The organism is Rhodobacter sp. SGA-6-6, assembly GCF_011043545.1.
In the GTDB taxonomy this organism is placed as follows: Bacteria; Pseudomonadota; Alphaproteobacteria; order Rhodobacterales; family Rhodobacteraceae; genus Pseudogemmobacter.
In genome coordinates this window covers 1-2,869 of record NZ_JAAKGP010000040.1, presented here as the reverse complement: position 1 = coordinate 2,869, position 2,869 = coordinate 1, and the positions used below count along the sequence as shown (strand labels likewise).

6 protein-coding genes are annotated in these 2,869 nt (G+C 70.4%); all 6 read left to right on the top strand.

What is annotated here, in order from left to right:
• Positions 1 to 733: hypothetical protein (locus tag G5B31_RS20775; RefSeq protein ID WP_165020096.1), on the top strand; the 733-nt coding region annotated here is incomplete at its 5' end.
• A complete protein-coding gene (locus G5B31_RS20770; RefSeq protein WP_165020095.1) occupies positions 733 to 1,209 on the top strand; it encodes a hypothetical protein in 477 nt (158 codons plus the stop codon). The genes G5B31_RS20775 and G5B31_RS20770, both read left to right, overlap by 1 nt.
• Positions 1,206 to 1,667, top strand: a complete 462-nt coding sequence (locus G5B31_RS20765) for a hypothetical protein (protein ID WP_165020094.1) — start codon at positions 1,206 to 1,208, stop codon at positions 1,665 to 1,667. Before G5B31_RS20770 ends, G5B31_RS20765 begins: the two co-directional genes overlap by 4 nt.
• Positions 1,660 to 2,031, top strand: a complete 372-nt coding sequence (locus G5B31_RS20760; RefSeq protein ID WP_165020093.1) for a hypothetical protein — start codon at positions 1,660 to 1,662, stop codon at positions 2,029 to 2,031. Before G5B31_RS20765 ends, G5B31_RS20760 begins: the two co-directional genes overlap by 8 nt.
• Positions 2,028 to 2,426, top strand: a complete 399-nt coding sequence (locus G5B31_RS20755; protein WP_165020092.1) for a hypothetical protein — start codon at positions 2,028 to 2,030, stop codon at positions 2,424 to 2,426. The genes G5B31_RS20760 and G5B31_RS20755 overlap by 4 nt, the downstream gene beginning before the upstream one ends.
• A partial coding sequence (locus tag G5B31_RS20750; RefSeq protein WP_205912056.1) for a hypothetical protein occupies positions 2,423 to 2,869 on the top strand: 447 nt, incomplete at its 3' end. The genes G5B31_RS20755 and G5B31_RS20750, both read left to right, overlap by 4 nt.

The window sequence follows — 2,869 nt, the reverse complement described above, 5'->3', positions numbered from 1 at the left end:
CACCGGGGCCGCCCGCCACGCAGAGCGTCGTGGTGTCCTTGGCGAGATCGAGGCCGAGGAAATTCGGGAGGCCGAGGCCGCCGCCGCCCGGGTTGATGCGGATGCCGAGCGCGCCCGGCTGCTGGCGATCTGGCGCACTGGCCGAGATCGTGATCGCGGTATCGCGGCCCTGCGGATGGGCCTGACTGCGCCCGTCACGGCCCGCGCCGTGGAGGCCCTCCTGCCCGGCGTCGAACCCGATCAGTCCAATCAGTTTGCGGTCGATCCGATGCCCGGGGCCGCCGCCTTTGGCACTGATGCCGCGCGCGCGGAACGCGAACGCATCCGCCGCATTCTCGCCCTGCCGGAGGCGCGGGGCCGATTTGCCGCCGCTGTGGTGCTGGCATTGGAAGGCGGCGGCGATCTGACCGCCGAGATGGCCGCGTCGCTGCTGGCAGGGATGCCGATGGAGGCCCCGCGCCAGACCGGCGCTGAAATCCTCGCCGCAAGGGCAGCGGGCATGACCGAATTCGGGGCGGACATGCAGCCGCGCCAGACCGCGAAAGAGGCCACCCGCGAGGGCTGGCGGCGGGCTGTCGCTGCGGCGAACGCCTCCATCGGGGCGGGTCCGGCGGTTTCGGCGGGCGGCCCCGTGGTCCTCGACCTTGCCGGGCCGGGCGATCCGTCTTTCGGGACGCAGGCGGACCTCGACCGCGCCCTTGCCGCCGCCAAGGCCGGGGTGGGGCGCACCTGATGTCCGATGCGGTCAACATCGCTGTCGGTGCGAGGCTGATTGGTGTCAGCGCAGATCGCGTCCGGCAACTTGTCCGCGCCGGGCTGGTCCACAGCCCGGCCCGTGGACAGGTGGGCATGGCCTCCCTGTTGCGTGGTTACGCGGCGTCCCTCCGCCAGTCGGCCGCCGCTCCGGCGAGCGCGGCCTTGGCGCGGTCGCAGGCGATAAAGGCCCAGATCGTTGCCGCCGAGGTCGCGGCCCGCAAGGCCGAACTGGTCGAGACGGTCGCGGCGACCGACCTGATCGAGGGCCTGTGTGAAATCGCCGTGGATCACATCGGCGAAATGGTGCGCCCGCCAAACCTCAAGGGGTTCCCGCAGGACGTGGCGGCCCGGATCAGGGACGAGGCCCACGAGGCGAAGGCCAAGATCGAAGCCGCAGCCGCCGTCGCAGTCTCCGCGCTGACCTCTGGTGATTTCGAGGAGATCGACCCATGACGGAGGTGGTGAACTCCATCGCTGTATCCGATTTGTCGCGCGTCCTCGGTGACGACAAGGAGGCGCGACTTCGGGGACTGATCCGGGCCGGGCGTATCCGGGAGATCAGCCGGGGGCGCGTCATGCTGGCCGAGGCCGTTCCCGTGTTCTTCGATGACCTGCGCGCCTCGCTGCAAGCTGGTTCGGCCAGCGCCTCGGCGGAGCGGGCGCGCGAGGCCCGGGCAGATGCGGCGGCCCTGAACCTTGCGATCCGCCGCCGCGAGGTCGTCAACCGGGACGATCTCGACATGGCGATTGAACATCTCTGCGCCGCCATCAACGCGGCCCTAACCTCTTTGCCGCCCCGAGTGACGCGCGACGTGTTCATGCGTCGCCGGGCCGACGAATTGATCCAGAGGACGCGGGAGGCCCTCGGTCGGGCCATCACGGCGGTAGCGGCGGGGATCGCCGATGAATGATCCGCACGTCCGCACCGACGATCTCGCCCGGGCCATCGGCGTCCCGGTCTTTCAGCTTCGCTTGTGGCTCCGGGCTGCGGGCCTGACCCGCCCCGCACCCGCTAAGGGCGGTGTTGGCCTGCTGGCGGCGTTGACGGGCATCCTCACCGCCCTGCGCGACGAGACGGCCACGGCCCGCGCCTTCCGGCCTGCGCCGCTGCCGAAGCCCGGCGACCGGCTGGACGAGCAGGTTGCGGCCCTGACCGCCGACCTGCTCCGACTGGCCGAAGGCCGGGTGGACAGCCCGGCGACCGAGGAGGTCGAGCGTATCATCGACCGCCTGCCGATGCATCGCCGGAAGGCGATGAAAGGGGGCGCGGCATGAGCGGCCTTGCCCTTCGGCTCCTCGATCAACTGGTTCCGCGCGGCCTTGCGGCGCAGATGCTGGGATGCCGGGCCAGCACCTTCTCCGGCATTCCCACGACCAAGCTGACGTTGCGCACCGCCTTCCTCGCGGCCCTCGACGCCGCCCGTGCCGATCTAGCCGCAGCCCGCGAGAAGCGCCGGAATGCCCGGGCGGTGCGCAAGGCCAAGGTGCTGCGGATCGCCCAGGGCGATGCCATAGCCGCCCTCCGCTTCGCCGATCTGGTCCGCGCCGATCTGGAACAAGCTGCTCACAGGCTGGCCTCGGTCGATCCGGTCGCCGCCCTTCGCGTGAGGCAGATCGCGGCCAAGCTCTATCTTCAACATGAACATCACGAAGGGACGACATCCCAATGACAATGAAACAGAAACGTAGCAACGAGCCGGGCAAGATGCCGCTGATCGGCGATCTGGCGGACGGCCAGATCGCCATGAACACCCACGATGCCGCCCTGTTCATGCGGAAGACGGTGGGCGTCGATCAGAGCGTGGTCCGGGTCGGGGCGGAGATGAGCGCCGCCGTCGCGGCGACGCTCAAGGAGGCGACCTTGCCCGCGTTCCGGGCGGCCATCGGCGTCGTGGGCGATGGGCAAAGCTGGCAGAACGTCGAGCCGGAACGCTCGGCCGGAACGACCTACAGCAACGCGACCGGACGGGCCATCATCGTCGCCGTCGCCGCCGCTGGCCCCGGCGCGACCTTCTCCGTGCGCCCGCCTGCCGGATCGTGGGTCGAGGTGGCCGTCGCTGATGGTGCCGACCATCTGTCGGCGCAGGTGGTCGTCCCGGCTGGTCATGACTAC

Coding starts and splice junctions, on each gene's coding strand:
- G5B31_RS20770 (WP_165020095.1), top strand. CDS start 733: ATGTCCGATGCGGTCAACATCGCTGTCGGTGCGAGGCTGATTGGTGTC.
- G5B31_RS20765 (WP_165020094.1), top strand. CDS start 1,206: ATGACGGAGGTGGTGAACTCCATCGCTGTATCCGATTTGTCGCGCGTC.
- G5B31_RS20760 (WP_165020093.1), top strand. CDS start 1,660: ATGAATGATCCGCACGTCCGCACCGACGATCTCGCCCGGGCCATCGGC.
- G5B31_RS20755 (WP_165020092.1), top strand. CDS start 2,028: ATGAGCGGCCTTGCCCTTCGGCTCCTCGATCAACTGGTTCCGCGCGGC.